General features: G+C 54.4%; 22 protein-coding genes and 1 pseudogene. 20 read left to right on the forward strand and 3 right to left on the reverse strand.

What is annotated here, in order from left to right; genetic code table 11:
- The 11 genes and pseudogenes from FS690_RS18405 to FS690_RS16975 all read left to right on the forward strand — a co-directional run.
- A pseudogene (locus FS690_RS18405) lies at positions 1-973 on the forward strand (hypothetical protein); the annotation flags it as partial.
- An 8-nt stretch (positions 974-981) separates the two neighbouring features.
- The gene (locus FS690_RS16930) at positions 982-1,563 is read left to right on the forward strand and encodes a tail fiber assembly protein (RefSeq protein ID WP_186368999.1); all 582 of its coding nucleotides are present in this window, start codon (positions 982-984) and stop codon (positions 1,561-1,563) included.
- 105 nt (positions 1,564-1,668) lie between these two features.
- Positions 1,669-1,986, forward strand: coding sequence for a hypothetical protein (locus tag FS690_RS16935; protein WP_052246523.1), 318 nt, complete (start codon positions 1,669-1,671; stop codon positions 1,984-1,986).
- Positions 1,983-2,438 carry a hypothetical protein gene (locus FS690_RS16940; protein ID WP_040113235.1) on the forward strand — a complete coding sequence of 152 codons (456 nt, stop codon included), beginning with the start codon at positions 1,983-1,985 and terminating at the stop codon, positions 2,436-2,438. Before FS690_RS16935 ends, FS690_RS16940 begins: the two co-directional genes overlap by 4 nt.
- Positions 2,425-3,042 (forward strand): hypothetical protein, encoded by a 618-nt coding sequence (locus FS690_RS16945; protein WP_104086066.1) that lies wholly within the window; start codon positions 2,425-2,427, stop codon positions 3,040-3,042. The genes FS690_RS16940 and FS690_RS16945 overlap by 14 nt, the downstream gene beginning before the upstream one ends.
- Entirely contained in the window at positions 3,042-5,225 is a 2,184-nt protein-coding gene (locus FS690_RS18410; RefSeq protein WP_186369000.1) for a hypothetical protein, read from the forward strand. The genes FS690_RS16945 and FS690_RS18410 overlap by 1 nt, the downstream gene beginning before the upstream one ends.
- Positions 5,222-5,641, forward strand: coding sequence for a ddrA (locus FS690_RS16955; protein WP_145339941.1), 420 nt, complete (start codon positions 5,222-5,224; stop codon positions 5,639-5,641). Before FS690_RS18410 ends, FS690_RS16955 begins: the two co-directional genes overlap by 4 nt.
- A gap of 44 nt (positions 5,642-5,685) precedes the next feature.
- Positions 5,686-7,062 carry a hypothetical protein gene (locus FS690_RS16960; RefSeq protein WP_145339942.1) on the forward strand — a complete coding sequence of 459 codons (1,377 nt, stop codon included), beginning with the start codon at positions 5,686-5,688 and terminating at the stop codon, positions 7,060-7,062.
- 149 nt (positions 7,063-7,211) lie between these two features.
- Positions 7,212-8,327 carry a hypothetical protein gene (locus FS690_RS16965; RefSeq protein WP_145339943.1) on the forward strand — a complete coding sequence of 372 codons (1,116 nt, stop codon included), beginning with the start codon at positions 7,212-7,214 and terminating at the stop codon, positions 8,325-8,327.
- 393 nt (positions 8,328-8,720) lie between these two features.
- Positions 8,721-9,743 carry a HEPN domain-containing protein gene (locus tag FS690_RS16970; RefSeq protein WP_145339944.1) on the forward strand — a complete coding sequence of 341 codons (1,023 nt, stop codon included), beginning with the start codon at positions 8,721-8,723 and terminating at the stop codon, positions 9,741-9,743.
- Between the two features lie 171 nt (positions 9,744-9,914).
- Positions 9,915-10,406, forward strand: coding sequence for a glycoside hydrolase family 104 protein (locus FS690_RS16975; RefSeq protein WP_145339945.1), 492 nt, complete (start codon positions 9,915-9,917; stop codon positions 10,404-10,406).
- Here the strand turns inward: FS690_RS16975 and FS690_RS16980 are convergent.
- Both FS690_RS16980 and FS690_RS16985 read right to left on the reverse strand, forming a co-directional pair.
- On the reverse strand, positions 10,403-11,284 hold the full coding sequence (locus FS690_RS16980; protein ID WP_145339946.1) for a hypothetical protein: 882 nt from the start codon (positions 11,282-11,284) through the stop codon (positions 10,403-10,405). The two genes, FS690_RS16975 and FS690_RS16980, sit on opposite strands and share 4 nt — an antisense overlap.
- A 299-nt stretch (positions 11,285-11,583) precedes the next feature.
- Positions 11,584-12,588 carry a head processing protein gene (locus tag FS690_RS16985; protein ID WP_145339947.1) on the reverse strand — a complete coding sequence of 335 codons (1,005 nt, stop codon included), beginning with the start codon at positions 12,586-12,588 and terminating at the stop codon, positions 11,584-11,586.
- Positions 12,589-12,881: 293 nt separating this feature from the next.
- Between FS690_RS16985 and FS690_RS18695 the strand changes: the two genes are divergently transcribed.
- Entirely contained in the window at positions 12,882-13,022 is a 141-nt protein-coding gene (locus FS690_RS18695; RefSeq protein WP_158448526.1) for an ash family protein, read from the forward strand.
- 790 nt (positions 13,023-13,812) lie between these two features.
- Positions 13,813-14,121: a hypothetical protein gene (locus FS690_RS16995; RefSeq protein ID WP_145339948.1), complete on the forward strand. Its 309-nt coding sequence runs from the start codon at positions 13,813-13,815 to the stop codon at positions 14,119-14,121.
- 134 nt (positions 14,122-14,255) lie between these two features.
- Here FS690_RS16995 and FS690_RS17000 read toward each other — a convergent pair whose 3' ends face one another.
- Positions 14,256-15,950 carry a phage portal protein gene (locus FS690_RS17000; RefSeq protein WP_145339949.1) on the reverse strand — a complete coding sequence of 565 codons (1,695 nt, stop codon included), beginning with the start codon at positions 15,948-15,950 and terminating at the stop codon, positions 14,256-14,258.
- Between the two features lie 78 nt (positions 15,951-16,028).
- Here FS690_RS17000 and FS690_RS17005 point away from each other — a divergent pair, with 78 nt between their 5' ends.
- The 7 genes from FS690_RS17005 to FS690_RS17030 all read left to right on the forward strand — a co-directional run bounded on the left by FS690_RS17005 (position 16,029) and on the right by FS690_RS17030 (position 25,545).
- On the forward strand, positions 16,029-22,898 hold the full coding sequence (locus tag FS690_RS17005) for an SNF2-related protein (protein ID WP_145339950.1): 6,870 nt from the start codon (positions 16,029-16,031) through the stop codon (positions 22,896-22,898).
- A gap of 30 nt (positions 22,899-22,928) precedes the next feature.
- Positions 22,929-23,378 carry an olxA gene (locus FS690_RS17010; protein ID WP_145339951.1) on the forward strand — a complete coding sequence of 150 codons (450 nt, stop codon included), beginning with the start codon at positions 22,929-22,931 and terminating at the stop codon, positions 23,376-23,378.
- Positions 23,365-23,613 (forward strand): hypothetical protein, encoded by a 249-nt coding sequence (locus tag FS690_RS17015; protein ID WP_144380339.1) that lies wholly within the window; start codon positions 23,365-23,367, stop codon positions 23,611-23,613. The genes FS690_RS17010 and FS690_RS17015 overlap by 14 nt, the downstream gene beginning before the upstream one ends.
- 191 nt (positions 23,614-23,804) lie before the next feature.
- Complete coding sequence (locus tag FS690_RS18415; RefSeq protein WP_158448525.1) at positions 23,805-23,966, forward strand: hypothetical protein; 162 nt, start codon at positions 23,805-23,807, stop codon at positions 23,964-23,966.
- 137 nt (positions 23,967-24,103) lie between these two features.
- Complete coding sequence (locus FS690_RS17020; RefSeq protein ID WP_145339952.1) at positions 24,104-24,691, forward strand: VRR-NUC domain-containing protein; 588 nt, start codon at positions 24,104-24,106, stop codon at positions 24,689-24,691.
- On the forward strand, positions 24,692-25,246 hold the full coding sequence (locus FS690_RS17025; protein ID WP_145339953.1) for a hypothetical protein: 555 nt from the start codon (positions 24,692-24,694) through the stop codon (positions 25,244-25,246).
- On the forward strand, positions 25,246-25,545 hold the full coding sequence (locus tag FS690_RS17030) for a hypothetical protein (protein WP_145339954.1): 300 nt from the start codon (positions 25,246-25,248) through the stop codon (positions 25,543-25,545). Before FS690_RS17025 ends, FS690_RS17030 begins: the two co-directional genes overlap by 1 nt.
- Positions 25,546-25,619: the final 74 nt, after the last annotated feature.

Genomic DNA, 25,619 nt, shown 5'->3' on the forward strand with positions numbered 1-25,619 from the left:
CGTTGGTGGCACCAGCTATGGTCTGCCTGACAGTGCTTATGCGATGGAAGTCAGGGGGAACCTGAAAAGCGACAGCATCAGTCTTGGTAAAGCTGCCACAGGGGTATTTGCTGATGCCACACCGTCGATAAATATTGGCGATGCCGACAGCGGATTCGTTGGCTCTGCTGATGGCACGATTGACCTTTATCTCAACAACGAAAAGTACATCAGCTTTATCAGTCCTGACGGGCCACGGGCTGAAATGAGCATGCAACTGATCAGTTCCGTACCTGACAATTACCGCATTGCTTATGGCGATTACGCCTCATTCTTTCGTAACGATGGCACCAGACTTTATCTCATGTTTACGGATAAAGATGATCAAAAAGGTACCTGGAACTCACTGAGGCCAATGTTCTTCGACCTTGCTACAGGTAATGCGGGTTTTGGTCAACAAGTTGACTTCCGGGGCGATATAAGAATCAACGCGCATACCACTCATGTGAAAAACGGTGAAAGCATCGTACTCAGGCCAGCGGAGCTCAATCAGGGCTACTGGATGAAAGGAGAAAAATACGATGGCACTAAACACTGGTACTTAGGTCAGGGGTCAGCCAACTCAGATAACATCGCTTTTACCAACTATATCGGAGATAGCTCTGTATCTCTGCATGATAGCGCTGTTTTTATTGGCGGAACGGGTGGTCTTTATATCGGGGCAGCACGCGTTCCGCCTGACGGCAACCTGTATGGCACAAAGTGGGGCAACACCTGGCTTTATGACTGGATTATGGCTCGTATGGTTACCGCTGTCCGGCTTGGTGCGGTCCGATATGCAACAGCCTGGAAAGGGCCGGGTTTACAAGAGCTGAAGGGCTATGTGTTAACCGCCGCCACGAATGGCAATCAGGATGAATACATTGATGGCCTTTATTCCCGTCCGCTTCAGTACTGCATTAAAGGCGGCTGGTATACAGCTACCTCAACATGAGAAACTTTATGAAATTTTCTGAATTTGCAGCTTATATGCCAGAGCTGCCGGTTATTACCGATGAATCTACAGACGAGCAAAAAGAAGAAGCCCATTTTCTGAACACTCTGCTTGAGCGCAATATTTCCTTCACACGGTGCGCAAATAACGTCTGCTGGTATGAGGCGCAACATCAGTTTGCCGAACACACCATTAAACTCATGGTATGTGCTGACGATCGTATCTGGGCGTTGGATAAAGACGCATCAAAACTCTGGCCGGACGGCTATTCCGTTATTGAGGTGGATGAACACCAGGTACCTGATGATATTCAGCCTAACGGCGAGTGGGCGTATAAAAATGGCGTCATCGCACCACGCGCACTGCTTCAGGAAGAAATCACGGAGCGTTTCAATATGCGGCGCGATCGCCTGCTTAACGAGGCGCGGACAGCAATCACAGAATGGCAGGCGGAACTTTCGCTCGATATCCTGCCTGACAATGAAAAGGCGCTGCTTGTACGCTGGCTGAGCTATATCCGGGCGCTTAAAGGCATGGAACCGGGGCCGGTTGACAGCGCAGCCTGGCCGGAAGTACCGCCCACCAGCTAACCTCCTCAAAAAACAGCGCCTCCGGGCGCTGTTTTTCTTTACCTCTCTAAATTACAGACTGCTTACCCTCTCGCCACCTGATAACCAGGTACCAAAGGGGGGTATGTGACCGATGTAGAAAAAATGCTCGCGGTTTCGCTTCTCCTGTCCCTGCTGAGTGGCACAGGCGTTTTCCTGCTGGGAGTGCGCGAATACCGGATCAAACCGAACGTATTCAACTTTGTCACTGAGCTGGTGCTGGCGCTGATTACCGGCCTCACGGCCTACTTTTTTGCGCGGCAGCAGGGACTGGACGAAATCGTGATTTACCTCGCCGTGCTGGTGGCGAGCAACAACTGGCGTGAACTTTCAACTGTATTCAAAGAACGACTCATTGCGGCAATAAACGGCGTGCTTGGGTCAAAAGGAGGCTCCGGCCAATGATTGATTATCAGAACCTGTTTATTACGGCGATGGCTGCAGCAATGGTGGCGGATCGCTGCGTATTTGCACGTAAAAAGGTGGAATTGCTGGGATGCGGTACCGCCGTGGTGCGCGATAACGCGCTGGCGTTCCCGGTCCGGCTTAACATCGCCTGCGCCGGCAAGCTGGCGGGCGCAAAAATTGAGTACTGGCTGCGCGACAGCAATGATCCGACGGTGGTTATTTCCGGCAAGCAGCGCACGCTCGACCTCTCGCCAAAAGGCGTGAGCGAGGAATTTTTGCTGATCGACACGCGTTATCTTGAGCCGGGTGAATGGCTGCTTACCGTGCGCGTGACGCATGGCAACAGCCGCCTGAACCCGCTTTACCGGATCTTCCCGCTTCAGGACACCATTTCCAGAAAGTACCAGCTGAGCAAGTCAGAGCAGGGGGTATTCAGTGTCGAATCCTAAAGGCTATGTGCTGCTTAATTTTGACGAACTCAACGATAAGGGCCTGGCGAAGCTGAAGAAGGCGATCGCCACCGGCGGCTATGAGATTGCCAAAGTCACCGCCGCCGGCACCGCACGCAGAAAAGACGGCGTACCGACCAAAACTTTCAGCCTCACTGGCATGGACGAGCAGGTTATGACCGTGCAGGTCAACGACAGCGGCGACATTTCCGGCCTGAAGCTGAACGGGAAAAACGTGCCGTTTACCCACGTCACCACGATCCCTGAACTCGGGCGCCAGCTGGCCACGCTATTCAGCAAAGGCTCAACGGCTTTTCAGAAAGCCCTGGCGCGCAGGATGGCGCGTGCTGCTGCCACCAGCGATGACACTGCGCAGCCCAAGCGCGGCGTGAAATCCTCGGTGCAGCTGCTGGCCGAAGTGCGCCAGCAGCGTGACGCCTATAAGTCAGGCATCGCGGAAACCAAAGCGAAGGTGGAGCAGCTGACGCGCAGCGCGGACGACGCGCAGAAAAGTGCGGACAGCCTGCAGACGGAGCTTAATCAGGAGCAGGCACTGACACGGCAGCTTAAAGAGCAGATCGCCCAACTGGAGGAGGCAGCGTAATGAGTGAGATCCTTAAAAACCGTATGGTGCTGGACTTCCAGCGCCGCACGCAGGGCGCAGAGCTGGCGCAGGCGGTGTACGACGGCCTGATGAACGGCAGCAGCGCGGATATGATGCTGGAAAGCGCCACTATCGACGATATCGATCACGCCTACCTGGGTGAAGAAAGCGTGTTACCGGGCGCGATGTTTGAGGCGATCAGCACGGAGCGTATGCGCCTGGCGCAGACCATGCGCGCATTTGTGAAGGCGCTGAACCGTGGCCTGAACGGCACCGACATTATCGCCGGGACCGACGACGCCGGCGCGGACACGACCGGGCAGAAAACCGTGGGCGGCGCGGTGATCGGCAAAGTGCGCCGCGTGGCCAGCATTCCGGTTCTGAGCGCGCTTATCCCGTTATCCGACGGGCAAACCGTGTCGCTGGTGTTCCACTCACCGACCGCTGACAACGGCAAGATCCGTAACCAGGACACGCTGGTAGCCTTCCAGTTCCTGATCAACAAGCGCGACGTGACGCACATCGTTGCGCCGATTGGCGGGCGTGACGTGTCGCTGCAGCAGGTGACGCAGGCGCTTTCCAACCTGATCGAGAAGAACAGCGGCAAATTTACGAAGCAGAAGGACGCACAGGCGAAGCTGCGCGCGGAAGTGGAAACCACGCAGGCTGAGACCGATCAGCTGGCAGAGCAGCAGTCAGCGCTGCTGGAGCAGGTGGACACTCAGACCGCACGCGCGCAGCAGATGCAGGGCAATGAGCAGACGCTGCGCGGCAAACTCGCCAGCCAGAAACAGCTGAATGCCGACCTTACCGGGCAGCTGGCCGCGCTGCAGCATGCAAAAACCAGCGAGCCGGAAAACACGGACACTTTCAGCGATCGCACTATTCAGGTTAAAGCGCGCCTGAACATGGACGGGCAGGCCACGCTGAGCAACGGCGCGACGGTTCGTTATCACGTCGCTGACCAGAACGGCGAACTGGAAGGCAAAGTGATCATCACAGAAGCCGACGGCACCACGTATGAAATGCCTTCTAAATCCAGCCAGGGTGCGGAGATGGGTAAAACGGCAACAAAGATGCTGAAAGCCTACCGCACCGGCGCGGCGGAAAAGTACCGCGTTGCTGCTGAGCCAGCCCCAGAGCCTAAACCCGCGTCACAGCCTGAACCTGAGCCAGCACCAGCCCCTGAGCCACAGCCGGAACCCGTTACGCCGGCAACCGTCTGGCGCTATGCGCTGGTTAACCGTCCTGCAGGTATCGGTGCGGTACCGCCGAACTTTGCCGCCGTGGCGGAGCAGCCAGCTGCAGGCGAGCCCTACAGCGGCGTTGCCCGTAACGGCATCATTTCCTACGACCGTCCGCTGACTGACAAAGAGATTGCTGACTTTGAGCTGAAGCTGATTCCGACGCATGCGGATCTCGATGCGCTGGCCGCGACCGTGGCGGAGAAAATGAGCGACTACGCCGCGCAGTATCTGGAAATGTCAGAAGAAGATCCGGACACCTACGCCAAACAGGTGCGCATGGTGGCCCGTAAGCAGCTGACCGGCGTGGCATATCCGGAAGGTGAAGATGAGGCCTATTTCACGGGCGCTATCAAAGCCGCGCTGCAGCAGCTGGCAGCAGGCGAAGGAGAAGAGACCGACGTGACTGACGATCGTGAAACCACAGACCCGTTCTGGATTGCTGCTAAACGCCTGGGCGACCTGGTGGGCTGGGCATCTGACCTGGTAAACGCCTGGGCTGAGGCGCTGGGCTATGGCAGTGAGCAGCTGAAGCAGGCGGCTGACTACGTGGAAGCTAATCAGAGTCCTGAATATCTGAAGGCAGCACAAACCGCGATGATCACCGGCAAGCGTATTCCGCTGGTGGAGGAACTCAACACCCCGGAACCGGCACCAGAACCACAGCCAGAGCCTGAGCCAGCACCACAGCCGGAACCGGAGCCCGTGCCGGAAGCAGACTCTGAAGCGCAGAAGGCGATCGACTACCTGCAGGGGCTGACCTCACTTGATACCGACGACATGGACGTGATCCGCGCCGGCCGCAATCAGGTGCGCGAGGCGATTGCCGCGCTGACGGCTGCAGGCGTGTTTGATGAAAACGAAGCGCTGGTGAACGGCGCGGTGCAGCACCTGAGCGATCTGCTGGTGGCCGTGCAGCGTAAAGGGGTAGCAGCATGACGTTAACCGCCCTTGAAAAGCTGGATTTAGCCGATCAGCTGGACGAACTGATTATCAAAGCCCCGACGGTAAAGGGGCTGGACCTTCTGGATCTTAATGACCAGATGGAAGCAATCATGCTGCAGTTGGGTTATGGCGCAGCGCCGGCACCAGCCACCAGCGCTCCCGATCCGGTACCGGAGCCAGCGCCCGCCCCGGCGCCGGAACCGGAGCCACAGCCGGACCCTGTTAAAGAGGATCAGCCTGTCCCGGAAGTGGTTAAAGACTTTCTGGCCGGGAAATTCACGAATCAGGCACAGCTGGATTTTGTGGAGACGCTGCGCAAAGTCGGTGACTACATCGGCGTTTATCTGGCGCTGGACGACGCGAAAGAGCAAACCGCCAGCTGGATAGCCGCCAGCGGCCTCGCAGCTTAATCAGCAACCCCGTTTCGGCGGGGTTTTTTATTACCTGGATCACAATGCTTAACGAGAAATTAAAGAGCCTGCTGGGCGACGCCGGCAGCATTTTTGCCCTGATTGGGCTCGTTGGTTCACTGCGCAAAACAGAGACCCAAACCGGGCGATCATCCTACGTCGTGACGGGCAAAGGTCAGGAAGTGAAAACTGCGTTTAAGGTGGTGGATGCCCGCGACCTGATTATCTCAAACAACCTCGACGGTACCATTAATCCGGCGTTTCCGGCAGAGCTGCAACCGCGCGACCGCACGCGCCTGACCAGTAAAGTGCAGGTTTCAAAAATTGCGGGCAACCTGCGGCCGGCGAAGCTGACCGACTCCGGCATGAGCAGCCACGGTGCGCCAATCGTGGGCGCGGATAACGTGGTGGAGTCAGGCAACGGGCGCTCAATGGGGATCACGCGCGCCTATGAACAGGGGCAGGCCGATGAATACCGCCAGTACCTGATTGAGCACGCGAAAGACTATGGCCTGAAGGCGTCGGATATCGCGCAGATGGATATGCCCGTGCTGGTGCGCGAGCGCCTGACGGACGTTGACCGGGCGCAGTTTGCGAAGGATTCCAACCTCTCCGATCTGCAGGAAATGGCGGCGAGCGAAAAGGCATTTGTGGATGCGGAAATGCTCGACGAACGCCTGATGGCCATCTTCAATCCGTCCGACGATGGCAACCTGCTGGCGCGCTCAAATGACGGTTTTATCCGGGCATTCATGAAAGAGATAGGCGACACGGCAACGGCAGGCCTGCTGACCGACGACGGGCGCCCGACAAAGCAGCTGATTGACCGCATTCAGAATGCGATCTTTGCCCGCGCCTATAAGGATGAACGGCTGGTAAAGGTGGTATCTGAGGAACCCGATCCGGATATGCGCAACATCCTGACGGCGCTTAATACCGCGGCCAGTGAGTTTGCGCAGATGCAGACGCTCTCCGGAGACGTTCACCGCCAGGCGGTTATCGGGCTGGTGGACGGCGTGCAATCGGTGAACGGGCTGGATCAGCAGGCGATAGCCGCGCTGCAGGAGGCGATTAAGCTGGTGCGCCAGGCGAAGGACAGCGGGCAGGCGATACAGGAAGTGCTGGCGCAGCAGGGACTCTTTGAAGAGGCCAGCAAAGAAGCCGAAGCCCTGGCGCTGTTTATCGTGGCCAACAACCGCAGCGCGAAGCGGATCGGTGCAGCGTTTAAAAAGATGGCGCAGAAGATCAACGACGAGCTGTTACACCAGCAGCAGGCGCTGGGGGATATGTTCGGCGGCGGAGAGCTGACGCTGAATGACGTGCTGACTGCGGTATCAGGAGAAATCGAGGAGGAATTTGGCGAAGGTAAGGGGTTGAGCTTTGCCATGTTCGAGTCTGTCAGCCCGCCGGCAACGAATTGATTTCACTCGTTCAAAATATGCGTCAGCTCAGACTTGAGCTGACGGTTTTCACTGGGTGCAAATCGTAGCCTGCATCACAAATTCTGTACAAAATTCAAGCTATACAAAATGTGTCGGTATAACGCCGCATTTACCTCTGGAGAACATAAATGAGAATAAAATCTTCGTTAATCATGCTGTCTCTAGTATCCACGCCTCTCTATGCTGTTGAACAAGAAACACAATCCCTTAGCACTGACATAAGCAATGCTCTGGTTGCTGCCCCCGCAACATGCGCTAATATCTCGAATGTAGATACTGATGCCGTGAAGATGAAATATGAAGGCATCATGAATACGGAAAAAACCAAGATTGAAGATGGTATTAAGCAGCTTAAATCTGAAGCCCCAGATCCTAACTCAGGAATTCTGGGCATAACCTTTCACTTCAGGGATGAAGTTGCGGAAATAATTTTAGACCTGCCAACGGTGACAATGGTCGACCAAAAGATGTCTATGGATTTACCAGAAACCACAATGAAAACTCAAACGTGGTCATGGGATTTTCCTGAAACGAGGATGGAGCTTCAGTGCGTTCCAGGAATACCGGAAACTGTCGTATCAATCGGTACGTGTGAGGCGTTTGGCATTAAATTCGACTGTCCTAAAGTCGAAATAAGGCCGGGTAAAGAGATGTGTACTCATATTCCTGTAATTAAAATGGTCCGCAATGAGATTAAGCTTGATGTTCCAGAATTCACAATGAAACGGCAAGACTGGGTTATGGCCATACCTGAGACGAAAATGGAGACACAGAAAATATCGTTTACTTATCCTGCACTGGTGATTGATAACATAGAAAAAAAGAGCAAAGTTATCGGTACTAAAGCGGAAGCACTTGCGTCTAAATCAAAGGACACATTAAACGGAATTAGTGCGGCGATGAAATCAGAGATGACACTGGCATCAATGACAAGCGTAAATAAAGGTTTTGATTGCCAGAAAAAGGCGCTGGCATCACAAATCAGAAAGGCCTATGACGATCTGAATGCTATGCAGGAAGGTGCAAAGGCATCTGTAGATCGCGCCACAGCAATGCATGCATCGAAAGAAGCCCTGGACGCTCTCTCTGCATCGGCAGCTAAGCTGGTAGATGCGAAACACAAGTTGCTAACTCAATATGTCAAAGCCCGCCGCGATATTGAATCCAAAAGAAAGAGTATACTGGTTCAGATGAACGATGCTCTTAATAAGAAACCAGTGACCGAGGTTGCAACCGCACAGTGATATCGCCTCAATCCCTGGCGAACCTCTACGCGGAGTTAGCCAGGGTTTTGCTCCCCTAACTAATTTGATTAGCCAATAATCCACTAGCCAATTTACATCGCTACTACCTTTACCTGCGGGCGAAGACTTTCACCCTCATCCTTAGTTCGAGATTGTCTCACATCCGATTATGATGGGAGCATATTCGTGATCAGAATCATGATGAAGGCAATACTAAATTGGGGTATCTTAATCAACGTTGAGCAGGTCACCTGCAGTCTAATTACCTGCCCTGTACGCATGAGTAAACAGTGGAGAACGCACCTTCGATAATTGTTGGATTTCTACACAACCAATGTAAAGCCTCTCACATAATGAGAGGTTAGATATAAAACATAAATATTGGATGTAAATATGGGAAGAAAGATAACTTTGTACCCTGAAAAGGCAACAAGAAATGAACTTAAAAATTACCTTGAAAGTTTGGGGTTCGAAAAGTGTAAGCATCTTTGGGAATGGCCTAAAGGAACTTTGAATTACTCTTGGTTTGATAACACAGACTTCAAATCAATTGATGGAGTTTCAGCTGATATATATCCTGTTTCAGATGACGAATTACACATATCTGGTAACAAATGGGCATTGCATGTGCGTAACTTATATAGCGCCAGCTGGCATGATGTAAAAATGCTCAACGATGTTCTAAAAGGTGCAAGGAGCCTTTTTGGCGGAACTATTATAGGTGATTACGGAAAAAATAGATATGCCACCCTATGGGAGGATTGTAGCACGCCTATCAGCAGGGGGATTTCTTCAATATATAATCATATTCACCAAGAAATATCCTCTGTTAAATATGCCCTACCTGAATCCTCAATTAAATTAAATTCACCGGAAGATGGCAAATCGTGCGAATTATTTTATCTCATGCAAAGCATTGATCCGAGTAGGGTTATATATAATGGATTAGTGCCTTTTGCGGTTGCAATGTTTGAATATTTCTTCTCCCAAGCTTTTCAGGTGCTGATAAAATATGACCCTTTTGCAATAAAAAAGAGATCATTGCATAAGCAAAAAATTGATTTTGATGTTCTACTTGAAATAGAAAAGGGAAATATATCAATAGAAAATGTCATTGCAAGGAACTTCACCTTTCAAAATTTAGACCAACTTAACAAAGCTTATAAAGAATGGTTAGATATAGATGTAAGAGCAATTCTTTTCAAGAAAAAAAGAATTGGAAAGTCAGTCAGTTTTCTTGAGAATAGAATTTCTGAAATCATACAGTACCGGCATGGGATAGTTCATCATTTTGCATTAGATAGATCCTTAAATCGGGATGGATACATTCATATATTAGAAGCAATCGAAAAAAGCATAATGGAATTTATCCATTTCATGGAAGTTAAATACAAATTTAAATTAGATGCGTATTAAATGATAACCTTAAATAGTGATGGCAATGTCGGCTTCTGGCACAGAGCGGACTGTAGATGCTTAATGCCAGCTATGAGCTAACACAATGGCCGCACCATGCGGCCTTTCCTCCCATCGCAAATTACAAACTCCATACAGTTCCGCTCTCAATCATTACAGAGTGGTATCACAATGGAGCAATCCGCAAACCGTAAAGCCTTTGGCGACATGCTGGCGTTCTCAGAAGGCACCAGTACTCACCCGTTAACCCGCATGCGTGGCTATGACGTTATCGTGACCGGGCTGGGCGACAAGCTGGGCGAAATCTTCACCGACTTCACCGATCACCCGTTCACAAATCGCAGCCCGAAAAAACTCAATAAGCAGGGTCTGGCCTCGACTGCAGCAGGGCGTTATCAGCAGCTTTACCGCTACTGGCCGGTCTACAAAAAACAGCTGAAACTGCCCAACTTCAGCCCCGCGTCACAGGAGCGCTTGCTTGACCAGCTGCTGAAAGAGCAGGGCGCATATGCCGATGTTCACGCCGGACGAATCCGCACGGCCATTGGCAAAACCAACGATATCTGGGCGTCGCTAACCGGCTCGCCGTATGGTCAGAAAACGCACGCCATTGAAACGCTGCTGACTGCCTATCGTGATGCTGGTGGCACAGTTACGGATTAAGCGCCTCTGAACCCTTCCGGGATCGCGTAGTTATCATGCTTCAGACCGTCGCCGGCGAAATCACCCGTCTGGCGGCGGCTTTCTGGTTTCCGGCCCGCAGCTGGTTTGGGCTTAAACGTGGATTTAATATAGCCGTACACCTTGTGCATCAGCTGGCCGTTGCGCTGATATGCCTCTGCGCGGCGCTCTTTGTCTGCTGCTGCTGATCCTGCTGCTAGGCTTTGCAGTGATTCCTGATAAATCCCGAATTTTTTCTCTGGCGCTGGTGGCTCTGACGCAATCTCTTTCGATTCCGAAATTGCTGACTCACTGTATTGTGTTTCTCTTGTTCTGGAGAGATCTCTTACTTCTTGTTGGTCATTTTGACCAGGGGTAGCCTGTTCATTCTGACCAGGGGTAGCGCGGGTGAAATTTAATTTTGAGAAGGTGTCAGCAACGATTCTCCGGACGAGACTCTGACGCCCCGCAGGCTGAAGATTAGCCGCTTTCAGTTCAGCCAGACTCGCCTGTACAAAAGCCAGTGCTTTGCTGGTGAACGTGTATTTGCTGGGCTTACTCCATTTGTGGTTATTTTTGCAGCGCTGCTCCTCATGAGTAAGGATGCCGAGTTTAACCGCCAGGCGATAAGCGCGCTGTACGGTTGAAACGCTCACGCCTGCTTCTTCTGCCAGAGTGCTGAGGGATTTGATGATCTCAAATCTGGACGTAGAGCACGCCAGATTACACGCGAATTTCAGTACGCGGGTGAGGGACTTAGGGAGAGGTGACAGCTCAATAACGTGGGTGAAATCATACCCGGTAATTCGTACAGGATTCTGCTTATTATCTGAGCAAAATGAGGGAAAAGAGTTGCCGTGATCGGCGTTTTTAGCTAACATAAATCCCACTTACCTCCTAGTAAGTAACAAGATGAATACCACTTACCTCCCAGTAAGCATTCATTGTGTTTGTGTAGTGCGGCGCAACGCCGATACGGTCTGCTAAACCGTGTAAAGTTGTAGAAAAATCGACTGTTACCAGCAGGCGATTTTTTTTTGTTCTGACCAGGCTTGCCGGCTTGGTCAGATGCGGATAATAAACGTGATCTGTAAAAGGATCAACACAGGTAAGAATTTTCCGGTGTTTTAGAATCCGCGCAGGGAAACGCCCTGTATAGGGCGTACTCTCCTTATCCCCTTTATTTTACTGAATTTATCCATAAAAGCGGGTTACATTCCGTCGCTTTTTGACGCGTCTGCGGAAGCGAATGTTTTTGCTGCACGCCAATAGGAAGCGTAGCCGTAGCGTTCGATCCGATGGATTCCAGCATGGCGGCGACGATCTGCGCATCTTCCGGGGTGTCCATCCGGCACAGCGCGGCAGTCTGCTCTTTACTGATAAACAGCGGCAGGCTGGCCAGCGCCTCTTTCATAACTTTGCGGCGGGCTTTTGCCACGTTGCCGGCGCTCTCGATCATCAGATTGGCGCTGCGCAGCCGATCCTCCAGCTCCAGTCGCTTGCCGTGCTCGATGTGCAGCGCCGATTCCAGCAAAGATGCATCCCCCGATTCAAACATTGCTGCCTGGCCGCGCATGCTTTCAAAGTGCTGGAAAATGTCCGCTGCCTGATTCTCCGAATACCCTTTTTCCACCAGCCCTGCGCAAATCATACTTTCACGATCGCTGGCTGATTCCAGCATGGCTGAGGCGTTATCCAAGCTGATGTAGTTAGGGAAAGTCACGTAATCAAAGCCGTGAAGGCTGTTGACTCTGGAGACCGCGCTATCATCGCCGCCGGTTGCCCATGACCAGCCGCCAGCGCGGGAACGGCTCATGCCGTCTACGATGTTGCCGGGTTCAGTATCAAGAATTTCCTGAACATGGGTGACCACGCCGTTATCGTCCAGGCTTACCTCAAGCGTCCGGTTAGAAGGCACATTTTCAAGCGTGACCGGCTTGCCGTCCACCATGACCACAGCAAATTCCGGCAGGTTCAGACGTCCGGTTTTCGCATAGTAGGCGGCGCGTCGCCCGTGGCCGTAGTAGCCGAACATTTCCCCCAGCTGAATACGTTCCTGCGTTTCCGGGCTGCTGAACGTTTCCCGGACCGAGCGCAGCAGGTAATTGCGATCATTTTGCGGCGTGAAACGACGAATTTTATCAATGAGTGAAAAACGATCCGTTACCGTGCGGAGTGCTTTCATGTTGTCCTCATAACTACAGGTGATGCCCCGCAAAGCGGCGGCAGCGCTGGCGGTTGCCTGCGCGGACTGATGGTAGGAAGGTTGTAATTTGCGTAGGTAACTTTTCTTGATTCATGCGTGGATCTAATGACCAGTGGATAATTTCACATTAGACATATTGAATTTATCAGCACGGCGGATATAGTGTGCGCGCCGCTGCAAAACAGTGGCCGGGATTGGAACCCTGAAAAAGCATGAGAGCTGGCACACAGTGCCTTCGGCGCTACCACGTCCGGAAAATTCCGGGCGTATCTATGGTGGCGTTGGCGGGGCTACCTTCGGGTAGGCCGGTTTTCTTGTGCACCGGTAGTTCCAACCCTGTCAACGTCACCACCCGGAGATTGGAACCTCCTGTCGTGACGCTTCTTAAAGCACAGGGAGCACACCATGTCTGATATCCCTCACGCGCCACCCCCTGCGGCGTATCTGTACTGCCAAGCTATTTCAATTATCTGCGAGAACGCTGGTGTTATTTGCCGCCGCGCACGGTGGGGCAACACTCCCCGTCACGTATCTTTCCAGGCTGACGCGCAGGATCTGCTGAGTCTCATCTTCATGAACGAGTCCGGCAGGCTGTCTGTTTACGTTCCGTCGCCTGCAGATCTGACTTCCGAGGACTGGCAGATTATCCGGGTTACAGAGTGACAGCTGGAGTCAGAAGTTTATTTAATCAGATGGTCTGACCACACAACGGCTTTGCTTACAGATTGTTGCCAGAGTGGATTATCATCTTTGTATGGAAAAAGTGAAGCGGCAAATATTCTGCGCATAAGCCTGCGTTTAAGTCAGAAATACTGAGGGAGTGAGCCCGTGGCGCGAGAGGGTAAATAAAGCACTCAGAAAGCGTCTGGTTTTTTTCAGCGGGGGGTTTTCCTAATACTTCCGGTTACTACTGCGCGATAATGGTAACCGAAGCGCGAAAAATCATACACTTAAAGATTGTGTACCATTAAAAGAGACATTTTGCCCCCCCCTCTTTAAGGGCTGGACATTAATTTAGACCTGAAAAAGTGCTTCTTTAAATTAAATTAATGATGATACTTTTAGTTAACGCAAATTAGTTAATGTGTTGACGAAGTTAAATAAACATCACGTAGCTTTTGCGGAAACTTTCACGCGTAAATTTACGCTGAAAAGTTTCATGTTCAACATGGAAGTTTTATGCACGCAGCAAGAGGATGAAGCATGTACAAGGCTATGAAGTTTTATGTCAGCGACCATTTCCCGTCCGGGTTGCTCCTGCACCGCGCAGACTGCCCGCAGCTGCCGACCATTGAGGAGCGCACCTTTATCGGCAGCTGCTATACGCTGAATCAGGCGCTGACCGTAGCCGGAATACACTTTTCGGGCGTTAAGGTTTGTCCGTTCTGTATTACCAGGCCGGACGAACAAGAAGGGCAGAATGAATACCTGGTACTTAATACCCCGAAAAAACCTAAAAAACCTGCCGAAAAAAAGATATTCAGACCGGTAAAGCATCTGGATAACAATTAAAGGCAGGGCAAGTAATCATCCCGGAGCGCAGATATATTTTCCTTCAGTTTTTATATCTGCTTTCGATGACGGATTTCATCAAGCCGCACACTCCCCTGTGAATTTGTGTGCGGCCTTTTTAGTTTTTCCGGAAATTAGCTTTCCGGCCTGACAACATACCGGGCAAACGCCACCAGCTCCTCATGCGTCCAGCTGGCCGGATCGTCTCCTTCAGGCGCTGACTCGTTCATCATGCTGCCGTTCTCTTCCTCCTGCGCGTCGGCTTTGTCCCGGCTTTTGCTGAACTCCGCCAGCATTTTATCCAGGGTGCCGCCGTCCATTTTCAGCTGATCGCTGAACAGGTAGCGCATGAACGTGTCATTCTCCGCCAGCTTGTTGTTAGCCTGCAGCGCGTCCATAACCTGCACCATGAGCGTAATGAAGTTGGCGCGCGCGTCCATTTCGCGGCTTTCTTCTTCCTGAATCGCCGTGTTCATGGAGTTAAACTGTACAACGTAGGGCCGATCATTCACCGGGTAAACCTTGCCGTATTTGAACGCCAGGTGAATATCTATGAGCCGGTAAATCATCTCCTGCGCACCCTGGCGCAGCCACTGCGCCCGCAGCGCCGCCTGTATGGCCGTCTGAATCCAGCCGCCTTCCCCCAGCCCGCCGGCCATCTGATCCGCCCAGCCCAGCATCGTTGAATCAATACCTAGCGCGGCGCACAGCTGGCGCAGGTGAAACATCACGTCCTCGATGCCGGTAATGTCCGCGGGTATCGACTGCGTATCAATCGTGATCCCGTTTTTACCATCCCCCATAACCGGGATCACATGGTTCATCACGGTTGGCATGGTGTTCCCGTTCACCGCCTTTTTCTGCAGCGCCTCGCCGTGGCGTTTAAGCGTCTGCGATACGGTGCGGGTGTAGTTGGCGCCCACAACCGGATCGAGCGAATTGGTGGTGAGCGCAATCAGGCGGTCAATTTTGGCGGCGTTGTAGCGCGTGGCTTTCAGCGCATTCAGTGCGCCCGTCAGATTGAGGAACGGCTCATAGGCGTGCGCGAGGAAGCTGGTTCCGTAGTTCTGCGTCTCCGCGACTTCCTTATCCTCCTCCTCAGTCAGCAGCGAATAGCCCCGGTTGCCGGATGTGACCGGCTGCACGTTGCGTGTGGGTGTCCAGTACGGGTTTTTCATGGGTACCAGAGACCACGGCGAAGAAAGCGTGCGCGTATGCGTATCGGGTGACAGCACGTAATCCCCTCCGAAGCCCACCAGCTGATCGCCCTTATAAAACTCCTGCACAAAGTAGGGCAGCGAGTAATAGCTGTTTTCCAGGCTGGTGATCCCGCTGCCGGTCCGGGCATAAGGACGCACGTAGGAGACGCCAAAAATCGCCATAGTCATAGCCAGCGACGGTAAGTGTTTATTGATCATCACCCCCAAATCATCCTGCAGCTCTTTTGCGCGCGCCGCGCCTTCTTTGTCCGACGGGTCAACCGGGGCAATGCAGAACGCCAGCCCGGTCTTTTTGTCCGGCGCGAGCGCGTGGCCAATGTGGATATTCAGCGCGGCGGAGCAGGTCGGGCTGTTGGCCATTTCCTCAAGAATGGCGTAACGCTGCAGCCGGTCCAGCGGCAACTCTGCGCCGAGGTACAGGCTGTCGCCGGCCGTGGTCATTTCACCTGCCTTACCTTCCTGATACGCCAGTGCTGCCAGCCCGGAACGGGACACCACGACGTTTTGGCCGTTACTCCACGGCAAACTTTCAGGCGCGTCAGCATCTGCGGCCCTGAATGCCTGCCTGAGCGCGCTTAATACGGAAAGCGCTTTATTTTTCTTTGCCAAAATATACCTCTGTAAAACATTAACAATTTAGAATGTGGAGTGTATTAGCTTTATGCAATCTGTAGATAAGGATGATTGGTGGAAAACTCAGCAAATAAGGCCATACAGGAGGCGGGGACGGTCGAAGATCTGATCCGCCTGGTGATGCGTCTGCACAAACAGCGAACCGTTGTGGCGTTTGGCGTGACAAAACGGGAAGGGGTAAGCCTGCAGCGCGAGCGCCGCACCGCAAATGATAACGCGGTGAGCCTGCTTAACTCGCTGCCGGCGGGTTTTGACGGGAACAAACTCACTGATGAACAGCGCCGGATTCTGGCCGGGTACAGCGGCGAGGGTGGTCTGGAGGGCGGTGGCGGCAGTCAGTACGAATATTACACGCCGCCGTTTATGGCGGAGGGAATATGGGATCTGTTTGCGGACTACGGCATTACCGGCGGTCATATGCTGGAGCCGTCCGCCGGCACGGGCGTATTTCAGGAAACTAAGCCCGCCGGCGCAATGATGACGTCCGCGGAAATCTCCGACACGTCAGGGCGTATTAACCAGCTGCTGCACCCGGAAGATGACGTGCGCATGGGCGCGTTTGAGAAGCTGGCCGCGTCGGTACCGGACAACAGCTATGACCACGCCGTCGGTAACGTGCCGTTTGGCGACTCGCGCACGGGCTTTGCCGAGCTCGATCCGGCCTATCGGGATGAAACCAACGTCGGGCATTACTTCGTGATGCGCACCATCGACAAGGTGAAATACGGCGGGCTGGTGGTGCTGGTGGTGCCAAACGGCATGACCGACGGCGGCGGCGCTAACAAAAAGCTGCGCGATCGCGTTTCCCGTGTGGCGGAGTTCCTGGGCGCACACCGCATGCCGTCCGGCACGTTTGCCGAGAGCGGTACCGCAACAGTAGTGGATGTGTGGGTGCTGCGAAAGCACACCGAGGCGCTGACGCAGCTGGTGCATGACAGCGATGAACCGTCACTTGAGGCGGCAAGCGTATTGTGGCCAACGTTTATCCGGGGTAAGTGGTTTGAAACCGAGGGGCGGCGCTTCGTTCACGGCGAAACCGAGCGGTCTGACTTCAATAACATCCTGGTGGTCAAAAAAGATGGCCAGCTGACCAATGCGGCCATGAAAGCCGCGCTGTCGCGCCGCTTTGACAGCCGTATTGACTGGGATCAGCTGGGTACGCCTGCTGCCGTGTGGCAGTCGCCGGTAGAAGGTGATAAGCGGCTGATGGCCGGCGTCTGGCACACCTACGACGGCACGCGGTTTATTAAGGATTCCACCACGGCATCGAGCGGGATCGACGCGAAGCGGTTCGGTGCCGCCACGTTTGGCGACCTGCAGACGAAAACGCGCACGATTAACGGCATGCTTTCGCTGGACAGTCGCGCCCTGTACGCGGCCAGCGTGGAATACCCGCAGCTGTTTGACGATCGCATTCACGCGGCCATTCGGTTTGCGATGCAGCAGAAGCCAGGCCACCGCTGGCGCGTTATGCGCGCGTCCATCATCGGCCTGCGCATCAACGACGCGCTTGATACGCAGATGCTGGGCGGCGACGCCAGTGGCATCATCGCTGACGCCGCGCGCCTGGTGAGTGAGGAAGTCGGGCAGTACGGCACGCCGAAAGGCCTGAAGCTGGCCGGTCTCTCTGATGCGAGCGCCAAAGGCTGGCTGAGTTTTCAGGCCAACGTCAGCCGCGAAGGGGATTTGTCCGCGCTGCTGAGCGGGACCATTGACCGCAGCGAAGCGGTGGCGGTGGACTTTGCCAGCCCGGAGCAGGTGGTATCGCACCTTTTCAGCGACGTGGATCTGGTACCGGTGGCACTGGCCGCTTTCCGCGCCGCGTTTAAAGGCGAACTGCCGGAAGATGACGAGGCGCTACTGGCGCACCTGGCGACCTTCCCGGAGATTGCGCTCGACGGTAACGGCAACATCATGCCGCTGGCGCGCGCCACAACCGGCAACGTGCGCGGCAAGGTGTCTCGCCTGGCGGCGCTGATTAACGACACGCCGGACGGGCCGGTTAAGGCTAACTACGTTCGCCAGCTGGAAACGATCAACGAGAAGCGCAACCACACACCGATTGAAGATATTACGGTCAACCTTAACGCACGCTGGCTGGATCGCCGGTTTATCAAAGAGTTCCTGATTGACCAGGGCTTTGATGACTTCAAGTACACGCAGGATCTGGAAAACGAAAACGGCTACCTGACCGCGGAGGATAATTACGCGGGGAAAGACGGCGTATTTTCCGGCTACCAGGTGCGCTCCGTCACCGGCAAAGGTGGCGTGACTGAATTTAAGCGCGCCAGTTACAAAGATGGCTTCTACAACCAGCTGGAAAACTACCTGAACGGCGTGAAGCCGCGCGGCGTGAACGCTAACGTCTACCTGAAGCGCATCAGCGGCCTGGAGGCGCAGTTTAATCACTGGCTGCGCACGCATCCGGACGTTGAATCGGTTGTCAGCGACTACAACGACGCGTTTAACGGCTACGTGCCGTTTGAGCATTCGTCCTCGTCCCTGCAGCTGCAGCAGATCAGCGGCAAGCGCATTCCGCTGAGCTATCAGAACGCCGAAGTGCGCCGCCTGTCGGAAGATGGCCGGGGCATTATGGGGTTCGGTACCGGGCTGGGTAAAACCACTACCGCGCTGGCGCTGGAGGCCTATAACTACGAGGTGGGGCGCAGCAAGCGTACCGTGTACGTCGTGCCTAAAGCCGTGCTGCAGAACTGGTATCACGAAGCCCACGGTTTCTATAGCGCCGAGGCGTTTGAGAAAATCCTGTTTGTTGGCCTGGACGAAGTGCGCGGCGATGATGGCCAGATCATGCAGGCGCCGGAGCGCGACGAAAACAACGAGCCTAAGCTGGACAAAGATGGCCAGCCGGTCATGCGCAACGTGGTAAAAGAGTCCGCTGCCGCGACCGTACTTGAGCGCATGAACATGATCCCGGTCTCCAACTACCGCGCCGTGGTAATGACCAAAGAGCAGTTTGGCGATATCCCGATGCGCCCGGAGACGATTGAAGAAAACTCCAGCCAGGCAGTCTTTAACCAGATTGAGAATGGCCGCACGGATCTGATGAAGTCCACGCACCGCGCCGCCACGTCCCGCAACAAACTCCGCGATAAAGCCGCCGATACCGGCACGAAGAAAAAGAGCCAGATCCCCTATTTTGAGGATATGCACTTTGACAGCGTGATCGCAGACGAAGGCCATAACTACCGCAACTCGCACAGCGCCGGCCGTGAAGCTGGCCAGCTGGCTTACCTGCCGAATCCGTCCGTCTCCAAAACAGCCCGAGATATGGCCGTGAAAAGCCAGTACATGATGAAAAAGTACAACGGGCGCGGGGTGGTGATGCTGACCGCAACGCCGCTGGTTAACTCTCCGATCGACGCATTCAACATGCTCTCACACGTTGTGTCGCTGGAAGAGTGGAAGGCGATGGGGATTCTGACGCCGGATGACTTTGTGCGGGTGTTCGGGGAAACCGACACCGTAACCGTGCAGAAAATTTCCGGCGAGCTCGAGGATAAGCAGGGGCTGGTGGGCTTTAAAAACCTTGATGGCCTGCGCGGCATCTTCCACCTCTGGACGACGCTTAAATCTGCTGCTGACGTGAAAGACAGCGTGAAAATCCCCGGTCTGGACGAGAAAACCGTGGGCGTGCCGATGACGCGCGATCAACAGGCGCTCTATGAGGAGCTGCGCCTGCGTGCCAGCCGCATCGGGCAGAAAGAGAGCGTGCAGGATAACGGCGACGGCACCGTGTCCATCGTGCAGAACGATGATGACTTCATTTTCTCCGTGATCCGCGACATGGATAAGGTGGTGATTGACCCGGATCTGTATCGCTCCGCTATCACGTTCCGCTTCCGCGAAGAGGATCTTGAAAAGGTGAAGCAGGTTGCACGCGCGCTTCCGGGCGAAGCGGGCGGCGTGCAGCTGGCGGGCGACGAAGAAGAAGTAGCGGAGGACGCAGAGAGCGGCCTGACCGACACGCGCACCAGCAAGGTTGTTAAAACCACGCTGAAGAACCGCGGGGGCGTCGTGGAGCTGGTGGTAAGCGACACGCTGGAGCAGCAGGTGCTGGACGCGATCGCTGCCGCCGGCATTGATATGCAGCACGTCTCGCACCCGGTCCCGCCGAAGTACGCCGCGCTGATAGAAAACCTCAAAGCTGGCCTGCCGGACGGTAAGCAGATCATCTTCATGGATGAAAAGACGCAGCACAACAAACTGCGCCGTATTATCGCAAGCGCCCTGGGCCTGCAGGAGCAGCAGATAGGGATCATCAACGCCACGACGGTAGCGAAAGCATCCGGCGTGAAGGTGAAGCCCGTGAAAAAGCCCGCAGAATCGGTAGAGAAAGCGGACGGCAGTTTTAAGGAGGGCGCGTGGGATAAGTACTATCAGGAGCTGGCACGCTATGAGGACTATCAGGCCGCGCTGAATGACGCCTCGCTTGCAGGAATGGAGGGGATCGCCGCCGACTACAACGAAGGCCGCACGCCGATCATCATCTGCAACAAAAAAGCCGAAGTGGGGATCAACCTGCACAAAGGCACCGCTGATACGCACCATCTTACGCTGCCCTGGACGCCGGCCAGTATTGACCAGCGCAACGGGCGCGGCGCCCGCGTGGGCTCGGAGCGCGACAGCATGCGCGTGCATTACTACTGCGGTAAGGGTTCGTTTGACGAGTTCCGCCTGGAGACGCTGCAGCGTAAGAAAAACTGGATCAACGATGTCATGAAGTCTGACGTGTCCAGCATGAAAAACGGCGATGTGGAATCCAAAGAGGAGCAGAGCCTGCTGCTGGCCGCAAACCCGGAAGAACGCCGCGCACGCGTGGACGCACAGCTGAAGGCAAAACGCGAAGCAGAGCGCCAGCAGGCCGAGCGCGAAGCCGCCGCCGCGCTGGATATCTACCTGAAAGCGAGCGTTGCCGCTGCCACGCCGACAGAGGTACTGGAAGCGAATATCACTGACCTGTCAGCCGCTTTTGACGAAATCAACGGCAGTATTGACGGGCTGCGTGCAGACGTCACAGATGCCGAAACGGCTTATAACATTGAGCTCGAAAGAGACGGCAAGCGGTCTGCGGACAACTGGCGCGGGCAGGACCGCCGCAACGCGCGTGCGGCACTTAAAGAAGGCCTGGCGAAGCAGAAGAAGCTGGAGCAGGAGCTGAACGGCGCACGCAAGGCGCTGACGCGCTCTAAAAGCGCCGCCAGCACCATTAAGCGCTCACGCGGTGAGGTTGAGCGTGCCATTCTGTCCGGCGCGCTGGAAGTCGATCCTGACGTGCTGCGCGCGCCAGAGCAGTACATGAAGCTGGCCGGCGGGCAGCTGGTGCGCATCGGGGCGTGCTATGAAATCTGGATGGATGACGATAAGCAGGAAAAGGGCGTCTTCCAGATCCGCAAATTCTTCCCGGAAAAAGGCACGGTTGAGGTTGAGCTGATCCACAAGCCGCTTCGCTGTTATACCAGGCCGGACATTGGCGGATTCGCGGAAATGCCGTCGGATCTGGTTGGCGATCGCGTGGAAATCACGACTGACCAGGCGAAAGCGTTGCAGAAGGCGGCAAGAGGTATCGATCCGGTTTCGCTGGCCGACACGCTGAGCCGCGCGGACTTCTACGCCGCCATTCGCGCCGGCGTGATGAATGTGAAGGCGGACGCCTGGATGTACCGCGACGCAGCCGGCGAGCTGAAGCATGAATATATTCACGCGGGCATTACCGTCCGGGACAGCATTAAAGCGGAGGACTGGCTCTATCCGGATCACGGCGACGAGCAGCTGAAGCGCGAGCTGTATCAGTACAGCCTGACCAGAAACCTGTATTCAGTGCAGGCCGTATTTAAGGCCGTATTTGGCGGTAACTACAACACGGCAATGCAGGGCTACGGCGAGCAGGCGGACATGGAAGACGTCGTTAAGGTGTTCAGCCAGCTGGTAGCGGAGTTTGAGGCAGGCGACGCACAGGGGCGCAAAGTGACCGGCGCAACAGACGCTGAGGCAAAGGCTTACTTCTTAGGCACCAGCCAGGACAGCTTTTTCTGGAGCAACAGCATCAGCATCCGCCAGTTCCGTAATGCCATGAGGGGCTTTTCCAACAGCAACGAGTACGAGGCGATGTTTAACCAGCTGCGCAACGAGATGGGGCAAAGCAAGGTTAAAGCCGTCAGGGCGCTGGCTGATCAGTACGCCGCTGCAGCGCTGCAGCAGTTCCGCCAGTACACCCCGGAAAGCATCCAGGCGACCATTGCCACGGTGCTGGATAAAACACGCTACGAAGCGATGGGCGATATTGATAACGCGGCCAACGTAACCGAGTCGCCTGCGGCACAGTTCCTGCGCGCCAGCGTGGCGCTGGGCGATCTGAGCGAATCAGAAGTGACGGCTGAAACCTTCCTGTCCTCCCGGACCGTCAAGGCGCTGGTGGGCGGTCTTTATACCTTCCTAGAGCAGATGGAGGAGGGCGGATATCGGGATCACGCGCCGACGTGGACGGACTATAAAGCGCTGTTGACCGGCAAACTCTCGCCTGAAGAACTGGCGGAGCGCCGCGCGTCAGCGAACCTTGCGGCCACCACAGCGGCAACCACCGTGCGGGCTGAGCAGTCGCAGAAACAGGCGTCCGGCTTCCAGGTGCTGAAAAACGAGCTGGAGCTGGTGGCCTCGCGTAAGTGGAAGAACCGCACCTTTAAAATCGACTTCCCGGCCGGCGGCGCCTACGTGCTGACGGACACCAGCGATAAGCCGGTGCTCAAGCGCAAAGCGGTGCGCGACCTGATGAAAGAGAAGTACGGCGCGAAATTCTGGAACTTTGAAGCCGATCCGGTAGCCGGGAACGAGTTCACACAGCCTGCATGGCTTATCCCTTCCTCACACGATCTCGATGCGCTGCGCGCGGATATCGAAAACGCATAACACAGGAGCGGCCCGAAAGGGCCGTCACACATGACGACACTGATTGATACCATTAAGCCAACCGAGACCTACATAGAAAGCCTGCTGCCGCTTGCCCTGGACGGGCGCACTGAAGAGGCGTTTGTCGCATATTACCTGGAAAACGTTGTGAAGCGCGTCAGCAGCGCGCGCTTTGCGTATCGCGCGTTTGGCCCGTGGTGGCCTGCAATCAAGCTACTTTTACTGGAAAGTGCTATTACTCAATTTGGGCAGGTAGTCGAAAGCGACGTTGCCGAAATATACTCGCTCTCCCGGCCAGCCCTGACGGTAGTAGCAGCGCACCTGTACGCTGACGATCGAACAGAAAACGACGCGGTATACAGTGCAAACCACCTGCTGCCCGTTATCCCGTCAGCGGACGATACAGAGCCGTATTTGTATGTCAGTTATGACGAGTCCATAGAAAAACGAAGAATTAGGAGCCGCCGTGCCACGAATTAATAAGCACATTAAGCAAGAGGAAATCGAGCAGTATGTCAGCGCAGCGGGAGCACTATTACACTTCAACCGGCCCAAAAACGTGTTTTACGTTTACGCCGACGGTGACTTTGAGACGTGGGCCTGGGTGATCAATCCGTACACGCAGCAGCGCGTAAAAACGCTGCGCGAACTGGATAAACAGAGCTGGTATATCGCACTGGACGACGCCATAAAGCGGCTGAAAGAGGCGCTGTAGGCCTTGCCACGCCTGAAAATATACAAAAACCTGCACATTTATATTGATCTTTCTAAGGCAAGCATTTAGATTTGCATTTGAAGTTTGGGGAGTCCAGACGAAAAAGCCCGGCCATATGGCCGGGCTTCAACAAATTGCAGGGGTTAAGTTGTGGCGACTGGCACCCCTGCACACAACAACGAGAATATATCATGAAAAATTTTGCACAGCGCGACTTTGTTAACTCCACCGTTTACCAGACAAAAACACCTCAAGAGTCAGGCGCGGCTAATGTATTCAGGCAGGCTGTCACACTCGTTCTTTCAACTTTAGGTATCATTTTCAGCCTTTACTTTGTTTACCTGGCGCACTAACAGCCTGATAAAAGCCTGTAATTGCTAACTTCGTGAAGATGTAAATTACAGGCTTGTTTTTTCCTTTCCAAGCGTTAAGAATACCCCCCGACGCAAATTCCATTTAGAAACACTATCTACAGTTTAAGATTCCGGACATGCGTTTTACTGAAGACTGGCTTCACTCCTACAGGCAGAAAAAACAGACAGGCACTCACTCAGGGAAGAAAGCGGCTCCGGCAAAAGCGAAAGCAGGCAAGGCGGCGGACTGGTTAGCACCAGTTAAAGCGCTTTCCGCCCACGCAACAGCACTCGCTGCTCTCGTAAAAAACCCTGAAAAGCGTAAAGGCAAGCAGGAACACTACGATCAGGTCTTTATCTTCGACCATTTTCACCGTTCAGACAGCCATATCTACGATCACCTTTTTGCCATACCAAACGGAGGATTCCGTTTAAAGGCGACCGCGGCAGCTATTGAGGCCGAAGGAGCCAAGCGCGGTTACCCGGACATGGGGCTTGAGATCGCGTCGGGCATTTACCACGGCATGCGGATAGAGCAAAAGCACGGCAAGAGAATGCCTGCTGAGACACAGGTCACATGGATGAACCGGCTTCGCGCCGGGGGATTTTATGTCCTGCTCTCGTTTTCACCGGAAGAAACCATCAGGGTTATCAGACAGTACGTGGCGCTTGAGCCTGGCGAAGCCATGCCGGCGCATGAGAATGAAAAGTTCTGGAGCAATTAAGTGCTGTTTAATGCAAATTTTTTTCTGCCATGCCCTGCTTTCCGGCTCGCTGCGCGTCGTAAAAAAACGCGCGAAAGCCTACAGCTTGGGCTGGCGGTATTTGCCGAAATGGCAGCAGACGCTGGAACGTTGAGAGTGTCGAAAGACGAGCTTAAATCCCGCAGTGGTTTAAGCGAACGCACGCTGTGTTACTACGGCGGCGTGAAGGGCATTGGTTTAATTTTACGCAAAACATTTACAGAAGGACGCGCACGCATGACAACGGTTCAGGTTGAGGGTTTAGGCAAAATTGGTATCGGTGCCATTGACGTAGACAGCCAGCCTGTCGCGCTTTTCGGGTACAACGACGCCATGAATCGCCTGCACGAAAATCTGGAGCTTGCCGTGAGGCGGACCGAGTGGCCAGCGGGGCATTTTCTGATGGGACGAAAAAAGTCACGCAGCCACAGGCCGAGCGCAATACAGCTGGTGCTTTATCAGGCTGACGGCAGCGAACATCCTTATGAGCCGAGCCTGCCGGACTTTGAAATGACAGACTGGCATACGGTGACCTGATGCGCCGTATGTCTCGTTTCCACTATCACTCCGTCTGCTTTGCCGGCGAATCAGGAAGAATGCGATCCGGCGTGGTTACCCTGAACACGCGCCAGGTGACGCGTCCTGCCCTGGAGCATCTGCGCGCAACGCTCGACTTTGACGAAAACGCCGTGCTGGTGGCCATGAGTTATCTGGGCCATATGACGCAGGAGGAATACGAAACCGGACGCGTGCGCCCGCCGTCCGTTTTGCTGCAGGCGTTCTGGCTGACTGTTGCAGCCACAGCGCTTTACTGCGCGTTTCTCCTCGCAGGCTAAATTTTATACCAGGCAGGGGATCTCCCCCTGCCTCTTTCCTTAACTCCCCCTAAAAATTCACACACAATTCTAAA

Origin of the sequence: Pantoea sp. PSNIH1 (assembly GCF_007680655.1) — a bacterium.
GTDB classification, from domain to species: Bacteria; Pseudomonadota; Gammaproteobacteria; order Enterobacterales; family Enterobacteriaceae; genus Pantoea; species Pantoea eucrina.

What these genes read in the sequence shown, in the direction of transcription:
- FS690_RS16930 (WP_186368999.1), top strand. Translation starts at nt 982, where the DNA reads ATGAAATTTTCTGAATTTGCAGCTTATATGCCAGAGCTGCCGGTTATT.
- FS690_RS16940 (WP_040113235.1), top strand. Translation starts at nt 1,983, where the DNA reads ATGATTGATTATCAGAACCTGTTTATTACGGCGATGGCTGCAGCAATG.
- FS690_RS18415 (WP_158448525.1), top strand. Translation starts at nt 23,805, where the DNA reads ATGAAAAATTTTGCACAGCGCGACTTTGTTAACTCCACCGTTTACCAG.
- FS690_RS16980 (WP_145339946.1), bottom strand. Translation starts at nt 11,284, where the DNA reads ATGTTAGCTAAAAACGCCGATCACGGCAACTCTTTTCCCTCATTTTGC.
- FS690_RS16970 (WP_145339944.1), top strand. Translation starts at nt 8,721, where the DNA reads ATGGGAAGAAAGATAACTTTGTACCCTGAAAAGGCAACAAGAAATGAA.
- FS690_RS17010 (WP_145339951.1), top strand. Translation starts at nt 22,929, where the DNA reads ATGACGACACTGATTGATACCATTAAGCCAACCGAGACCTACATAGAA.
- FS690_RS16965 (WP_145339943.1), top strand. Translation starts at nt 7,212, where the DNA reads ATGAGAATAAAATCTTCGTTAATCATGCTGTCTCTAGTATCCACGCCT.
- FS690_RS16960 (WP_145339942.1), top strand. Translation starts at nt 5,686, where the DNA reads ATGCTTAACGAGAAATTAAAGAGCCTGCTGGGCGACGCCGGCAGCATT.
- FS690_RS17020 (WP_145339952.1), top strand. Translation starts at nt 24,104, where the DNA reads ATGCGTTTTACTGAAGACTGGCTTCACTCCTACAGGCAGAAAAAACAG.
- FS690_RS18695 (WP_158448526.1), top strand. Translation starts at nt 12,882, where the DNA reads ATGGTGGCGTTGGCGGGGCTACCTTCGGGTAGGCCGGTTTTCTTGTGC.
- FS690_RS17030 (WP_145339954.1), top strand. Translation starts at nt 25,246, where the DNA reads ATGCGCCGTATGTCTCGTTTCCACTATCACTCCGTCTGCTTTGCCGGC.
- FS690_RS16995 (WP_145339948.1), top strand. Translation starts at nt 13,813, where the DNA reads ATGTACAAGGCTATGAAGTTTTATGTCAGCGACCATTTCCCGTCCGGG.
- FS690_RS16955 (WP_145339941.1), top strand. Translation starts at nt 5,222, where the DNA reads ATGACGTTAACCGCCCTTGAAAAGCTGGATTTAGCCGATCAGCTGGAC.
- FS690_RS18410 (WP_186369000.1), top strand. Translation starts at nt 3,042, where the DNA reads ATGAGTGAGATCCTTAAAAACCGTATGGTGCTGGACTTCCAGCGCCGC.
- FS690_RS16985 (WP_145339947.1), bottom strand. Translation starts at nt 12,588, where the DNA reads ATGAAAGCACTCCGCACGGTAACGGATCGTTTTTCACTCATTGATAAA.
- FS690_RS16975 (WP_145339945.1), top strand. Translation starts at nt 9,915, where the DNA reads ATGGAGCAATCCGCAAACCGTAAAGCCTTTGGCGACATGCTGGCGTTC.